12 protein-coding genes are annotated in these 13985 nt (G+C 42.5%); 3 read left to right on the forward strand and 9 right to left on the reverse strand.

Annotation, left to right across the window (positions count from 1 at the left end; genetic code table 11):
* Positions 1-1075 precede the first annotated feature (1075 nt).
* Both GNE10_RS02175 and GNE10_RS02180 read left to right on the forward strand, forming a co-directional pair.
* Positions 1076-3169, forward strand: a complete 2094-nt coding sequence (locus GNE10_RS02175; RefSeq protein WP_185563461.1) for an Rne/Rng family ribonuclease — start codon at positions 1076-1078, stop codon at positions 3167-3169.
* Positions 3170-3177: 8 nt separating this feature from the next.
* Positions 3178-3855 (forward strand): ribonuclease HII, encoded by a 678-nt coding sequence (locus GNE10_RS02180; protein ID WP_185563462.1) that lies wholly within the window; start codon positions 3178-3180, stop codon positions 3853-3855.
* Between the two features lie 196 nt (positions 3856-4051).
* On the opposite strand, the gene GNE10_RS02185 is transcribed toward GNE10_RS02180, so the two are convergent.
* A complete protein-coding gene (locus tag GNE10_RS02185; RefSeq protein ID WP_099066757.1) occupies positions 4052-4639 on the reverse strand; it encodes a DUF1997 domain-containing protein in 588 nt (195 codons plus the stop codon).
* A gap of 499 nt (positions 4640-5138) precedes the next feature.
* On the opposite strand from GNE10_RS02185, the gene pheA reads away from it, so the two are divergent.
* Positions 5139-6011: a prephenate dehydratase gene (pheA, locus tag GNE10_RS02190; RefSeq protein WP_185563463.1), complete on the forward strand. Its 873-nt coding sequence runs from the start codon at positions 5139-5141 to the stop codon at positions 6009-6011.
* A gap of 50 nt (positions 6012-6061) precedes the next feature.
* On the opposite strand, the gene GNE10_RS02195 is transcribed toward pheA, so the two are convergent.
* The 8 genes from GNE10_RS02195 to GNE10_RS02230 all read right to left on the reverse strand — a co-directional run bounded on the left by GNE10_RS02195 (position 6062) and on the right by GNE10_RS02230 (position 13683).
* Positions 6062-6709 (reverse strand): LON peptidase substrate-binding domain-containing protein, encoded by a 648-nt coding sequence (locus tag GNE10_RS02195; protein WP_099066759.1) that lies wholly within the window; start codon positions 6707-6709, stop codon positions 6062-6064.
* 214 nt (positions 6710-6923) lie between these two features.
* Complete coding sequence (rpsJ, locus tag GNE10_RS02200) at positions 6924-7241, reverse strand: 30S ribosomal protein S10 (RefSeq protein WP_008232935.1); 318 nt, start codon at positions 7239-7241, stop codon at positions 6924-6926.
* Positions 7242-7424: 183 nt separating this feature from the next.
* On the reverse strand, positions 7425-8654 hold the full coding sequence (gene tuf / locus GNE10_RS02205) for an elongation factor Tu (protein WP_185563464.1): 1230 nt from the start codon (positions 8652-8654) through the stop codon (positions 7425-7427).
* Between the two features lie 22 nt (positions 8655-8676).
* Complete coding sequence (gene fusA, locus GNE10_RS02210) at positions 8677-10755, reverse strand: elongation factor G (RefSeq protein ID WP_185563465.1); 2079 nt, start codon at positions 10753-10755, stop codon at positions 8677-8679.
* 137 nt (positions 10756-10892) lie between these two features.
* Complete coding sequence (gene rpsG / locus GNE10_RS02215; RefSeq protein ID WP_099066762.1) at positions 10893-11363, reverse strand: 30S ribosomal protein S7; 471 nt, start codon at positions 11361-11363, stop codon at positions 10893-10895.
* A 529-nt stretch (positions 11364-11892) separates the two neighbouring features.
* A complete protein-coding gene (gene rpsL / locus GNE10_RS02220; RefSeq protein WP_099066763.1) occupies positions 11893-12276 on the reverse strand; it encodes a 30S ribosomal protein S12 in 384 nt (127 codons plus the stop codon).
* 131 nt (positions 12277-12407) lie between these two features.
* Positions 12408-12734, reverse strand: a complete 327-nt coding sequence (locus GNE10_RS02225) for an iron-sulfur cluster assembly accessory protein (RefSeq protein WP_185563466.1) — start codon at positions 12732-12734, stop codon at positions 12408-12410.
* Positions 12735-13263: 529 nt separating this feature from the next.
* On the reverse strand, positions 13264-13683 hold the full coding sequence (locus tag GNE10_RS02230) for a cupin domain-containing protein (protein ID WP_099066765.1): 420 nt from the start codon (positions 13681-13683) through the stop codon (positions 13264-13266).
* Positions 13684-13985 lie beyond the last annotated feature (302 nt).

Raw genomic sequence — 13985 nt, forward strand, 5'->3', positions numbered from 1 at the left:
CGCAAAGCCAAAGCGCAGTTTGCCGCAGGCCAGAGCAACTTCAAGCAGAGTAGCAACTGGTATTGCTGAATATAACCCTAAGGATAAATCTGGGGAATGGAAAATAGAAGTAGTTTTTTTTTGTTAACGACTTCAGTAGGTTACTCTCAAATCAAATATCCTGAGTTAACTTTTAACTCAGGATTTAGTACTCTCAACTGATAACTCTCTTTGAAAGAGGGTATTACATCACAAATCAACCACTGACGGTTGATTTAATTGCTTAAACAATATGAATATGCAGCCGTTCTGGAATAATCAAGCGTGTGAAAGCTCTTATGAGTACCAATAGCTATTTAACTGAGAAGCTAGGGTTGACTTGCAATTTTCAATTTTAGATTTTGCATTCGCGTAGCGTGTCCGAGACAAAATTTGAGTCAGTCGTTTGGGTGGGTTTTTGTATTTGTAGGTTGGCATTTGAGTGGAGGAAACCTCTAGTCAAAGCTTTTCAAGACAGATTTTAGATTGTTTTTTCGTTTATGCCCCGCCTTTATAGGTGGAAGTAATGTTAAATCATCAATCTAAAATCCTTAAGCTTGTTACCCTTGTGTTCTGCTTCAATCCAAAAGACGCTACTCGTCGGCGTCTCGTAGAGAAGCTTGCCGTTCGCGTTAGCGTCCCTTAGGGAAGGAGAAGGTTTTACTCTGCGCTATCGTAAATCTAAAATCCAAAATTGCTTGACGATGGTTATTACCAGTAGCGTCTTTTGATACTTACAGGAATAAAAGGTATAATATCGAACTGGAATTTCACTGAAAATGAAAACTGACGCAAAGACGAGGCATGTGCTAACAACGGGTTCTCCGACTTGTTTGCCTTTGGCGTTTCCGTTCCCGCAAGATAGGTTGGTAGCTGCCGTGTCAAAAGAGGTTTGAGCTAAAGCTAAAGATTTCTCCCTTTGGAGTACGAAATGATAGCAGTAAGATTGTCTCAAAAGACACGGGGATGCCAGGAGCTTTCATTAATAAGTAATCAACCGGACTTGATACAACAAACCTCTAGACCTGTTAGTGCTGCCAATTTTTGAGGAAATTGAATGCCAAAACAAATTATTATCGCGGAGCAGCACCAAATTGCTGCGGTTTTTTCTGAAGATCAGATACAGGAACTGGTGGTTGCTACCGGTCATCATCAAATAGGCGATATCTACTTAGGAGTAGTAGAAAACGTATTACCTGGAATAGATGCTGCTTTTGTCAACATTGGCGACCCCGAACGCAACGGCTTTATTCACGTTACAGACTTGGGGCCATTAAAGCTAAAGCGTACCGCAGCGGCAATTACAGAACTATTAGCACCACAACAGAAGGTGTTGGTGCAAGTGATGAAAGAGCCAACGGGTACAAAAGGGCCGAGGCTAACAGGTAATATCACCTTACCAGGACGCTATGTAGTGCTGATGCCCTATGGCAGAGGCGTAAATTTATCCCGACGGATTAAAAGTGAAAGCGAGCGCAACCGTTTGCGGGCGCTAGCAATTTTGATTAAACCAGCGGGAATGGGTTTGCTGGTGCGTACAGAAGCAGAAGGCAAGCCAGAAGAAGCGATTATGGAAGATTTAGAGGTGCTGCAAAAGCAGTGGGAGGCAATCCAACAGGAAGCCCATTCCACCCGTGCCCCAGCACTGCTCAACCGAGACGATGATTTCATTCAGCGCGTATTGCGAGATATGTACGGCGCAGATGTGAATCGGATTGTTGTGGATTCCAGCACTGGTTTGAAGCGAGTTAAGCAGTATTTACAGAACTGGAGTGGAGGCCAAACACCCCAAGGACTGTTAATCGATCATCATCGCGATCGCTCGCCAATTTTAGAGTATTTCCGGATTAACGCCGCCATTAGAGAAGCCCTCAAACCAAGGGTAGACCTACCTTCTGGAGGTTACATCATCATTCAACCGACTGAGGCATTAACAGTAATTGATGTTAACTCAGGTTCGTTTACGCGATCGGCAACAGCTAGAGAAACGGTTTTGTGGACAAACTGTGAAGCTGCAACAGAAATTGCTAGGCAGTTACGTCTGCGAAATATTGCTGGGGTGATTGTCGTTGATTTTATAGATATGGAATCACGACGCGACCAGCTGCAAGTCCTAGAACACTTTAATAAAGCACTCAAAGCAGACAAAGCTCGTCCCCAGATTGCTCAACTAACTGAACTAGGTTTGGTAGAGTTGACTCGTAAGCGTCAGGGTCAAAATATTTACGAATTGTTTGGTGAAACTTGCCCCACCTGTGGTGGTTTAGGACATACCGTGCGTCTGCCGGGAGAAATCGAAAACCGATTTCCACCGCCAACAGAAATGCCAGAGCGCGAGCGTTTTGTTTCTCCTCTGCCTCACAGAGAACCCCGTCAGCCATCTCCCCGCATTCCAGAACCACGAGAAACCTATGATGGATTTGGGGAACCATTTGATGGTGATTCGGAATTGAGTAATCTCAATCTCATCAATCATCCAAGTTATCAAGAACTTAACGATAATAAGCGTCGTACCCGGACTCGTCGCAGTCGAATTGGTGGTATTAACGGATTAAACGGCAAAGATGAAACCCGGACTGGTACTAATCCACTAGCTTTTGTCAACGAGCCAGACTTAGACCTTGATGGTGAGCCAGAACTGGGAGTGACACCAGAAATTCCCTCACCTAATCTTGGTAAGCCAGGTTGGAGTGAAAGAATAGAGCGCACTAAAATTACCAAGGCAGAGCCAATCAAACCAGTGGTGGAACCACCGGAAATTAGGACTGTAGAAATGACACTCCAAGAACAGGATATGTTTGCCTTGATGGGAATCTCTCCCTTGGTGAAATTAGAGCAAGAAGTTAAAAATCCCAAATCTGTGATTATTAACGTGATTCAGCCCGGACAACAGTCAACAATGCCGACTGAATCAATCCCAGAACCAATTATTGCTCAAAGAGCAACATCTGAACTAACTCCCAGTAAAGTACCGATACCAAAAATTGTTGAGCCAGAACAAAAATCCTCAATCCCAGAGACAACTGAACTATCAGGGTTTACTGACAGCCCTTCGACACCCGTGGCAAACCTAGATGAAAGTGATGCAAGTAGCACCACCACAGCCAACCGTCGCCGTCGCCGTCGTTCCTCAGCGATGGACGACAATTAATTTGCCTTATGGTAGAAACACAGCAAACAGCTGCTGATTGTTCGCCAGCACTTCTGGAAGAATCCAGTTGGCTGGAGTTTTCTACCTTCTCAGGGATTTCTGGGCTAGTTGCAGGTGTCGATGAAGTAGGGCGAGGTGCTTTATTTGGCCCTGTGGTGGCCGCAGCCGTAATCCTGCCAGATTATGCTTTGCCAAAACTAATGGCAGCTAAAATTAAAGACAGTAAAAAGTTGTCTAGTCAAAGAAGGATTCAGCTAGCACAGCAAATTTGTGGGCTAGCTGTAGATTGGAAAATTGGGTATGCTTCCACTACGGAAATTGACAAGATAAATATTTTGCAAGCAACGCTGCTAGCGATGAAGCGGGCTGTACTGAAGTTAAAAGTACAGCCTGCACTGTGCTTAATTGATGGAAATCAATCAATCAAAGATTTGCCAGTACCCCAACAAACAATAGTCAAAGGAGACGAGCGATCGCTTGCTATTGCCTCTGCCAGTATTGTTGCCAAAGTATGGCGTGACGATCTGATAATGCGTTTAGCATTAAAATATCCTATGTACAACCTGGAGTGTAACAAGGGTTATGGTAGCCAACAGCACTTACTTGCTCTGCAAGAATACGGCGCATCTCCCTTACATCGCAAGTCATTTCGTCCTTGCCAAATTAAAGTAATTAATGGTGATTAATACAATAGACCTGCATTAAAAATAGGGCATTGGACATGAGAATATCCTTGTGAGCGCAGCTCATGGAGTAAGAGTGCAAAAGTCCGTTTTGGACTCTTGTGGTCAAAGGTTAAAGGGGAAAGGGGAAAGGGAAAATACCAAACATGCACCCTCTTTCCCCTTCCCTTTTTCCCGACTTATGCAAGAAGTATAATAATTACTCCGCATTGAATATCGGCAATTCACTGCTGTCACCGTCAATTCCTTGATTTTTCGTTTGTGATTTCACCCAATAGCGATAATCTGCCAAAAGCTGATGTGATAGGCGTTGCTTGATCGTTAATAGCACACTTTTAAGCAAAGCATTACCAGTAGCCTCTAAAATTGGCTTGGGAGTCAAGGAAAATGGCGGTGGCAAATCTATTTGTACTTCTAAATCAGCTCTTCCTTGCAAGCGAGTACCTGTGCTTACCTCTTTTGGAGATAAATGCCCTTTTAAATTGAGAGCAAAGCGCTGATTAATGTACTCGAAACCCAGAATTTCACAACCTAGCGATCGCAAATAAATGATGTCATTTGATTCTGCCCAAACTCTCATGTCCACAGTCGGTTGAATACTCAGTGACATAAAAGTCAGCGGACGCATTTTTAAGCGAAATATCTCTTCTGAAAGTTGCTGAATGCGACTATTGTCAACCAACGCCCTAACTAGACGTTGAGGCTGACGCAAATAGTACTGAATTGGAATAGGCTCCTCTTGAACAGCTATTTCAACCGATTGGGAAGCACTAAATCGGGTAGCCATGAGCGAATAAAAATATATGTTTCTTAATTTTAATATTTTTTAACAACTTATATCTGATGACATAAAAGTAAAAACTTTATTTACCATCAAAATTATACTTGTTGATGACCTATACGCGATCGCCAAAAAGTTGGTACGCTCATTATTATCTTTTCTGAGAAAAAGTTCGGATTAAATAAATATTGACAAAAATATACAGTTATGCAGATACAAATTACATCAGCTAATAAAATTTATCTTTAATCTTCAGATAAATTTAAGCAAACAACCATTTGCAAATCTGACTATTAGAGAATTGCTATGAATACTTTATTGACGGATTTTAAAGTAAAAAAATATGCAATTACTACTGTTGACTACCATCCCTCAACGACCATGTGCTGTTATTTATTTTTTTGAGTTCATTTATTTGGGATAAAAATATCTAGAATAAAATTCTTTTTTACAAATTCTTTTCAACATCCAGTACCAGTGAAACTATCAACTCAAGGCTAATGGCATGACTATATCGATCGCACATTTAGGGCCAACTGGCACTTATTCCGAACAAGCTGCTGTTATTTATGTGAACTGGCTAGCCAAAAATACGGTAATTGAAACTATTTTATGCCCTTATCCCAGTATTTCCCAATCACTGCACGCGGTTGCTAAAGGTCAAGCCCATTTGGCTGTTGTACCTGTGGAAAATTCGATTGAAGGAAGCGTCACTATGACACTAGATACAGTTTGGCAGTTAGATGGGTTGCGAATTCAGTTGGCTTTGGTATTACCCATTGTCCATAATTTAATTTCCTGTGCCACTAGCTTAGATAATATTCAAACTGTTTACTCTCATCCCCAAGCTTTAGCACAATGTCAGGTATGGTTAGAGCGATTCCTTCCAAGAGTACAGATTATTGCCAATAATTCTACAACCGAAGCACTAGAGCGATTAGAACAAGAGCCAACAACAGCAACTATCGCCTCTAGTAGAGCAGCTCAACTCTACAATCTGCCCATCCTTACCAGCGGTATTAATGACTATCCAGAAAACTTTACTCGTTTTTGGGTAATAAGTCAGGGAATACCAGACGCTAAATATCAGATTTCTGAACTAACTTATAGTCACACATCTCTAGCTTTTAGTGTGCCTGCCAACATCCCAGGAGCATTAGTCAAACCTTTACAGATCTTTGCTGAATTAGGAATTAACCTGAGTCGAATTGAGTCTCGTCCAACAAAGCGATCGCTAGGGGAATATTTGTTTTTTATTGATGTAGAAGCAGACGCTAATGAAATACAAATGCAATCTGCTTTAGCAGAATTAACTAGCCATACAGAAATTCTCAGAATTTTGGGAACTTACAATGTTTTACCAGCAAGTATTCTTTAGTCATTTGTCAATTGTCATTTGACAAATAACCAATGACTAATAACTACTCATCATTTATCATTAAATGTATCTTTCAGAACAGATCTAGCTGCCAAGTGATTACGAGTAGAAGTTAAAATTTCTGCTTCCCGCTCTAGACGAGTTGCAGTATCTTGCATTTCTAGTAATAACTGTTGTTCTGCGGCAACACCATAGAGATTACTTGCTACCCAATAAGATAACTCGATGGGGAGATCTGGTAAATCTTCTGGTAACTCAATATTTTGTTCTGTTAATTTAGCTGACAGACGTACAACATCCCGCAGCAGTTGTTCTACTTCTGAAGACAAAGGCCGTAAATCTTTAGTTGGTGGATGATCTTCAATCCACTCTACCAAACCAACGCGGTATGGCTTTTCACGAACGTATTCTAATACACGAAATCTTTGCTGTCCCAAGGTCAGCATTTTCATCCTATCATCTGGCAGTCGCTGATGATGAACGATTTCGGCACAGCAGCCAGTGTTTGCAATAGTACCTTTAACTGGATCGAACATTAAAACACCGAACCTGCGATCGCTTTCCAAAATCGTGTTCATCATGATTCGGTAGCGAAATTCAAAGATGTGCAGGGGCAATGGTCTAGTAGGAAACAGAACTACTTCGGGTAACGGGAACAGAGGTAGTTCGCGGACTGCAATTTTAGAAGATGATGCCATTGTTACCTTGGTATAAACTTAATCTTTAAAATTTATTTTTCTCTGCTTTTCCCGTACTTTGTCTACATTCTATCATTTGTTCTGCGGCTAAATAAAAAGCCCTGAGATATATTTCTTCAGGGCAAAGTAAATATTCATACTAATTTCATTAGTTTTTGTCATTTGTCCTTACTGACAAATTGCTAATGACCAATAACTAATGACTAATAACTAATTAAAGTTTGACTTCGATATCTACACCAGATGGAAGATCCAATTTCATCAAAGCATCAATAGTTTTAGAAGATGGCTGGTAAATATCAATAATCCGGCGATGAGTGCGGGTTTCAAAGTGTTCCCGCGAATCTTTATCTACGTGAGGCGATCGCAGCACGCAGTAGATTCGGCGTTTTGTAGGTAAAGGAATAGGCCCGATCGCTGTAGCATTGGTGCGGTTAGCGGTATCTACAATCTTCTCGCAAGATGTATCTAATAAGCGGCGGTCAAAAGCTTGTAAGCGAATTCTAATTTTCTGCTGCTGTAGAGTTGCCATCTTTAGTTGTCCAGGTTCTGCGTAATTAGGGGAGTGGTGAATGGGGAGTTGGGACTCAGGTAAACGGGGAAGGGAGCTTCGGTATCTTTATTTATCTACTCCCTACTGCCTTTAGTTCCAGGAAGAGAAAGGAGCAGAGTGGAAGTATACCATCTCTGCTCCTTTGTTATGAGCAAAAAGGTGCTATTTCAAAATTTTGGAGACGACACCAGCACCGATGGTGCGACCACCTTCGCGAATAGCGAAGCGCATTCCTTGTTCAATAGCGATCGGGTTGATCAATTCTACAGTCACTTTAATGCGATCGCCTGGCATCACCATTTCTACATCTTTGCCATCATCTGAGGTAAAGGCTTTAATGGTGCCGGTCACATCTGTTGTCCGCACGTAGAACTGAGGGCGGTAACCAGCAAAGAATGGTGTCTTCCGACCACCTTCTTTGTCAGTTAATACGTAAACTTCACCTTCAAATTGGGTGTGAGGCGTAATCGAACCAGGTTTGGCTATTACCATACCGCGCTCTACGTCTTCTTTTTTCAGACCGCGTAGCAGTACACCGGCGTTATCCCCAGCCAAGCCTTCATCAAGGCTTTTCTTGAACATTTCGATCCCGGTGACGGTGGTGGTACGAGTTTCTCTCAAACCAATTAGTTCTACAGTATCGTTGACCTTGACTTTGCCTCTTTCGATACGTCCAGTAGCCACTGTACCACGACCTGTGATGGTAAATACGTCTTCTACAGCCATTAAGAAAGGCTTATCAATATCCCGCTCTGGAGTCGGGATGTAAGAATCAACAGCATCCATCAATTCGTAGATTTTGTCTACCCACTGATTTTCTCCCCGTTGGGTCTTGGGATTTTTGGTCATTGCTTCCAGAGCTTGCAGACCAGAACCTTTGATGATGGGGATGTCATCACCAGGGAAATCGTAGCTAGAAAGCAATTCCCGCAATTCTAGTTCTACTAGTTCCAAAAGTTCTGGGTCATCCATCAAGTCTTCTTTGTTCAAGAAAACAACCAAACTAGGAACGCCTACCTGTTTTGCCAAAAGGATGTGTTCGCGGGTTTGGGGCATAGGGCCATCGGTAGCAGCAACCACAAGGATGCCACCATCCATTTGTGCTGCGCCAGTAATCATGTTTTTCACATAATCAGCGTGTCCGGGACAGTCTACGTGAGCATAGTGCCGCTTTTCGGTTTCATACTCTACGTGAGCGGTATTGATGGTAATACCCCGTGCCTTTTCTTCTGGCGCATTATCAATTTGGTCGTAGCCTTTAGCTACAGCTTGGCCCAGAGCCGCCAAGGTCATTGTGATGGCTGCTGTCAAGGTAGTTTTACCGTGGTCAACGTGACCAACTGTACCGATATTAATGTGGGGTTTATTCCTTTCAAACTTTGCGCGTGCCATGAATCCTTGTTTCCTTTTTTAATTAAGCGTTCCCTTTGCTTTTTGCAATGATAGTTTCAGCTACGCTCTTGGGTACCTCTTCATAATGGCTGAACTCCATTGTGAAGATACCCCGACCTTGGGTCTTCGACCGGATATCAGTGGCGTAGCCGAACATGGTCGCCAGTGGAACTTTAGATGCCACCTTCGAGAGTCCCTGTTCAGTGCTTTGGCTTTCAATCTGCCCCCGACGAGAGATGAGGTCGCCAATGACGTTCCCCATAAAATCTTCAGGAACTTCCACTTCAACTTTCATCATAGGCTCTAATAGTACTGGTGAAGCTTTAAGCACAGCTTCTTTCATTGCCATTGAGCCAGCAATTTTGAAAGCCATTTCTGAAGAGTCCACATCGTGGTATGACCCATCAACCAACGTCGCTTTGACATCAATCAACGGATATCCAGCTAAAAACCCGCTTTCACAACTTTCTTTCATTCCTTGTTCTGCGGGGCTAATGTACTCTTTAGGTACGACACCACCAACAATTTTGGAGACGAACTCAAAGCCGGTGCCTGGTTCTCCGGGTTCTAAATCGATCACTACGTGACCGTATTGACCTTTACCACCGCTTTGGCGGATGAATTTACCTTCAACTCTGGTTACATGCTTACGAATTGTTTCGCGGTAAGCTACTTGGGGGGCACCAACATTTGCTTCCACTTTGAATTCGCGTAACATCCGGTCTACCAGAATTTCTAGGTGTAGTTCTCCCATCCCAGCAATTACGGTTTGGTTAGTTTCTGGATCGACGCTGACGCGGAAGGTTGGGTCTTCTTCTGAGAGAGATTGCAGAGCTTTGGACAGTTTGTCCATGTCATTCTTGGTTTTGGGTTCAACCGCTACCGAGATTACAGGCTCAGGAATGAATAGAGATTCCAGAATGACTGGCGAACCATCATCACAGAGCGTGTCACCTGTCAAGGTATCTTTCAATCCCAGGGCTGCTCCCAAATCGCCCGCACGCAATTCTTCGACATCTTGCCGTTCATCTGCCTTCATCAGAACTAAGCGAGAAATCCGTTCTTTCTTATTCTTAGTAGCGTTGAGGACGTAGCTACCCTTTTTCAGCACACCAGAATAAACTCGAACAAATGTCAGACGCCCGTAAGGGTCGGCCATAATCTTGAATGCCAGAGCTGATAGGGGTTCGTTGTCATCAGCCCGCCGTTCAACAGTATCGCCATTCGGCAGTATGCCTTGAATTGGTGGCACTTCACTTGGTGCAGGTAGGTAATCTACAACTGCATCCAGCATTAACTGTACGCCTTTATTTTTAAATGCCGAGCCACAAAGTACTGGCACAATCGTACCTGCAATTGTACCTTTACGTAGAGCAGTACGGATTTCATCTTCTGTAAGTTCTTCTCCATCGAAGTACTTAGTCATCAGATCGTCATCGGTTTCTGCTACTGCTTCGATGAGCTTGGTACGGTATTCTTCTACCAATTCTTGCAAGTCGGTGGGAATATCTGCTTCTTGGATATCAGTTCCTTGGTCGTTGTTATAGATATAGGCACGCAACCTTACCAAGTCAACAATCCCCTTGAAGTCGTTTTCGCTACCAATTGGTAGTTGAATAGCGATCGCATTTGCCCGTAGGCGATCGCGCATTTGCTCGTGAACTTTATAAAAGTTCGCTCCTGTACGATCCATCTTGTTAATGAAGGCGATCCGAGGCACTTTGTAGCGGTCTGCTTGACGCCACACTGTCTCAGATTGCGGTTGTACCCCGCCCACAGAACAAAATACCGCGATTACACCATCCAACACGCGCATGGAACGCTCAACTTCAATGGTGAAGTCTACGTGACCCGGAGTATCGATAATGTTAATTTGATGATCTTTCCAGCTGGTACTGATAGCAGCAGCAGTAATGGTAATTCCCCGCTCCCGCTCCTGATCCATCCAGTCTGTGACGGCAGTTCCTTCATGAACTTCGCCAATCTTATGAATTATCCCAGAGTAAAATAATATTCTCTCTGTTGTTGTTGTTTTGCCCGCATCTATGTGCGCCGCAATACCGATGTTGCGTACTTTCTCTAGCGGGATCGTGCGTGCCACAATTACCTCCTATTGTTTTGGCCTCATGATATCTTGTATATTACTCTTTGTTAAGATTCTATACTTTTACGGAAAACCGCCTTTTTTGTAAATCTGACGATATACCGCTTGAGGATTACGATATATCGTTTTTCTAGCTAGTAACGATAATGTGCAAATGCTTTGTTAGCTTCGGCCATCCGATGCGTTTCTTCCCGCTTACGAATTGCATTTCCAGTTTCGTTAGCAGCATCCATTAACTCATTTGCTAGTTTGCTCGCCATTGTGCGCCCTGGCCGAGAGCGAGAAAATTGCACCAGCCAACGGAGTGCTAGGGTAGTTCCCCGTTCGGAACGCACTTCCATTGGTACTTGGTAGGTTGCTCCACCTACTCGTCGAGCCTTGACTTCTACTAAAGGCGTAGCGTTCCGCACCGCTCTTTCAAAAGTTTCTAAGGCATTATTACCAGTGCGTTCTTCAATGGTCTTTAATGCATCATAAACAATTCTGGCAGCAAGGGATTTCTTGCCATGACGCATGATCCGCCTGATCATCATGCTCACAAGGCGACTATTATATACGGAGTCAGACGGAACTGGGCGCCTTTGAATTACACCACGACGAGACATACTTCACCTTTAATTCGGATTTGGCAACGATTTTATATGCTATCAGACACCGGAAACTAAAAGCGGTGGAACCCAACCCTCAGACTTCCTCATTTTTTTGAGCGTTACAGCTGCCAATTTTGGATTTTGGATTTTGGATTTTGGATTAAAATTTTTCGTTAATATGCCCTTAACCTAACGGTTAGAACAAATCAAAAATCAAGAGCGTGTAAGTTTCATTTTCTTGAAATTTCGATCAATCTCAAATCACAAATCTCAAATTGCTTGACTTGCTAAGAGCAACTGAATACTCAAGGCGACAAGATTCTAAACCTTAATGTCTAAACGAGAATTCTGCTATTTTTACAGCATTCTCCTCAGAAATTCTACACTTGCTCGCTGAGTGTAGGGTGTAGCTTGCTTGATTGCTTCAAACAAATAAAACAGTCTTGATGACTGTTGCAAGAACACAAGTGGCGTTCGCTTTTTTTTCCCTGAGCCTTTCTAGAACAGACGATTAATCGTGTTTAGCGCGATTAATCGCCTAATCCTATTTTTTCACTTCTTTGGGACGCTTGGTTCCATACTTGGAACGGCCTTGCTTGCGGTCTTTGACTCCGGCTGTATCCAAGGTGCCACGGATAATGTGGTATCTCACGCCTGGTAAGTCCTTAACCCGACCGCCACGAATCATGACAACTGAGTGTTCTTGCAAATTGTGACCAATCCCTGGAATGTAAGCTGTAACTTCAAAACCAGAGGTAAGTCTTACCCTTGCTACTTTGCGTAGAGCTGAGTTAGGCTTCTTTGGTGTGGTCGTGTATACTCTGGTACAAACTCCCCGACGTTGGGGGCATTGTTTCAGAGCCGGGGACTTGGTTTTCTGACGCGCTTGTTCGCGTTCATTACGTATTAGCTGCTGTATTGTTGGCATGAGTTACAGCGCGTAAAGCTGCTTATGGTCTAAGTTTTAACAAATCCTGATTATATCTTTTTTTTGGGTTTTATGTCAATTGTTATTTGTCCCTAGTCATTTGTAAAGCGCAAATGAGTAATTACCAATGACTAATTACTTATGGAAAAAGAATTGCCACAGGTACATGTAGCGATCGCCTGGGGATTATGAAAGCGAAAACCACCACCCATCAAGTCTTCTGAATAATCTACTGTCAAACCGTTGAGTTGATTTAGGCTTTGGGCATCTACAATTACTTGCAGTTCGTCGAAGTCAAAAATGCGATCGCCAACTTTTATTGCTTCATCGAAGGACATATCATAAAAAAAACCTGAACAGCCACCTGGTTTTACTGCTAATCGAAACAAGACATTTGGCTGCTGCTTGGACTTAATTCGCACGATTTCACTCGCGGCTGCTTGACTCAGATGAATCATGAAATTCGTTTTTGCAACTGAATAACCTACGTTTATTTTACAGATTGGTTGACTCAAAAATGCTCCACTTACCAAAATATATGTATAAATACGGTTTAAATCGCATATCGAGATAACTTATTTATACACTAAAATTTAAACTTTAAAGGACAAATGAACATTTTTGTCAACGAGCAATTTTGTTTTAGAGGTGGTAAATGTTGAGTTATTTGCTTTATTCAGATGAAGGCGATCGATTTTGACTTCACTAAATACTTACTCAACAGATTTATGGCTCTTATTACATATTACTACATTTATATGACCCTTTGGGTTCGGCAGTGACGCTCCTGCGTCGCTAACGCAACCGACGTAAACCGCTAGGACTGCTATTGCGTCACTGCCTAACTTTTTGTGTCTTCTTCAATAAAATAATGCACTCCCCACCTTAACTAGGCAGGAACTCATAACATGCAGTAGTTACTAAAGACGATTTGCACAAAAATACATTCTATTTTCAATTTAGAGCTTCTATGACGCTCTTTTGGTTCTAATCCTTGGTACGAGCATAATCGTCTTGGTAGCGAATAATATCGTCTTCGCCTAAATATTCACCATTTTGTACCTCAATCAACACCAAAGGAATCACGCCAGGATTCTCTAAACGGTGAGCTGTACATTGGGGTACATAAGTTGACTCATTATTACTCAATAATACTTCTTGCTCGCCACAAATTACCCTAGCTGTACCAGAGACGACAATCCAGTGTTCGCTGCGATGATGATGCATTTGTAAACTGAGGCGGTGTCCAGGCTTGACTTCGATGCGCTTGATTTTGTATCCACGTCCTTCTTCCAAGACTGTAAAAGCACCCCAAGGACGTAACTCAGTGGTAGCAATACTTTTGGAACTAATAGCTGGAGATATGTGTAGAGTCTCAGTCTGTGTAATTTCTTGATATCGAGCCATAGTAACCTCATTTGAAGACATAACAAACCATCAGTAATCTTAAAATTTTGATGAACAATTCTGGTGCTATCTCGCTACCTGAAAAACCAGAATTTTGTTGCACTTTGCTAAAGATAACAAAATCAATCCCTATGGTGTAAACTGTCACTGATTAAAAGATATAGGTCTACACTAAGTCTTCATCAACCAAAATGACGGCTTGTTGTAAACTTTAAAAAAGGGCTGAGAAATAGGGAATAAAGAATAATATTCGTTAAAATTGATTAAAAATACATTCTTCAATCCCAAACACTCAATCCCTA

Source organism: Nostoc sp. 2RC, assembly GCF_014222165.1.
Classification (GTDB): domain Bacteria; phylum Cyanobacteriota; class Cyanobacteriia; order Cyanobacteriales; family Nostocaceae; genus Nostoc; species Nostoc linckia.

What these genes read in the sequence shown, in the direction of transcription:
- GNE10_RS02225 (WP_185563466.1), bottom strand. Translation starts at nt 12,734, where the DNA reads ATGATTCATCTGAGTCAAGCAGCCGCGAGTGAAATCGTGCGAATTAAG.
- GNE10_RS02230 (WP_099066765.1), bottom strand. Translation starts at nt 13,683, where the DNA reads ATGGCTCGATATCAAGAAATTACACAGACTGAGACTCTACACATATCT.
- rpsJ (WP_008232935.1), bottom strand. Translation starts at nt 7,241, where the DNA reads ATGGCAACTCTACAGCAGCAGAAAATTAGAATTCGCTTACAAGCTTTT.
- GNE10_RS02185 (WP_099066757.1), bottom strand. Translation starts at nt 4,639, where the DNA reads ATGGCTACCCGATTTAGTGCTTCCCAATCGGTTGAAATAGCTGTTCAA.
- rpsG (WP_099066762.1), bottom strand. Translation starts at nt 11,363, where the DNA reads ATGTCTCGTCGTGGTGTAATTCAAAGGCGCCCAGTTCCGTCTGACTCC.
- rpsL (WP_099066763.1), bottom strand. Translation starts at nt 12,276, where the DNA reads ATGCCAACAATACAGCAGCTAATACGTAATGAACGCGAACAAGCGCGT.
- GNE10_RS02195 (WP_099066759.1), bottom strand. Translation starts at nt 6,709, where the DNA reads ATGGCATCATCTTCTAAAATTGCAGTCCGCGAACTACCTCTGTTCCCG.
- tuf (WP_185563464.1), bottom strand. Translation starts at nt 8,654, where the DNA reads ATGGCACGCGCAAAGTTTGAAAGGAATAAACCCCACATTAATATCGGT.
- pheA (WP_185563463.1), top strand. Translation starts at nt 5,139, where the DNA reads ATGACTATATCGATCGCACATTTAGGGCCAACTGGCACTTATTCCGAA.
- GNE10_RS02175 (WP_185563461.1), top strand. Translation starts at nt 1,076, where the DNA reads ATGCCAAAACAAATTATTATCGCGGAGCAGCACCAAATTGCTGCGGTT.
- GNE10_RS02180 (WP_185563462.1), top strand. Translation starts at nt 3,178, where the DNA reads ATGGTAGAAACACAGCAAACAGCTGCTGATTGTTCGCCAGCACTTCTG.